The following is a 459-nucleotide window of genomic DNA, read 5'->3' on the forward strand; positions in this document are numbered from 1 at the left end:
TCGGAAAAGTGATCGCCAAAGAAAAACATCGTGTGGTGTTTACAGGAGAAGAACGATGAGAATCGCTGTTTTTGATTCTGGAAACGGAAGCAACTTTCAAGCGCTAGCCGATTATCTATCGAAAAAAGGATTGGAAGCTTCGATTGACTGGTTGTTTTGTGATCAGCCTGCAGCATATGTTTTGAAACGTGCAGTCGCATTGAATGTACCGACAGATTGTTTTTCACCTAAAGAATTTGACTCCAAAAAAGAGTATGAAGAAGCGATTTTGCATAAATTGAAAGAAAAAAAGATCGATTTGATTGTATTAGCTGGATACATGCGAATCATTGGACCAGTATTGCTGGAAAATTATGATAAAAGAATCATCAATATCCATCCATCTCTTTTACCTGCATTCCCTGGTTTGCATGGCATTCGTGATGCATTTGAAGCTGGAGTAAAAGAAACGGGTGTCAC

General features: G+C 38.8%; 1 protein-coding gene. It reads left to right on the top strand.

Annotated elements, in window-relative coordinates; translation table 11 throughout:
* Window positions 1–55 precede the first annotated feature (55 nt).
* Window positions 56–459: phosphoribosylglycinamide formyltransferase (purN, locus tag FCS21_RS17750; RefSeq protein ID WP_138624503.1), on the top strand; the 404-nt coding region annotated here is incomplete at its 3' end.

This window comes from Colwellia ponticola, from assembly GCF_005885605.1.
In the GTDB taxonomy this organism is placed as follows: domain Bacteria; phylum Pseudomonadota; class Gammaproteobacteria; order Enterobacterales; family Alteromonadaceae; genus Colwellia; species Colwellia ponticola.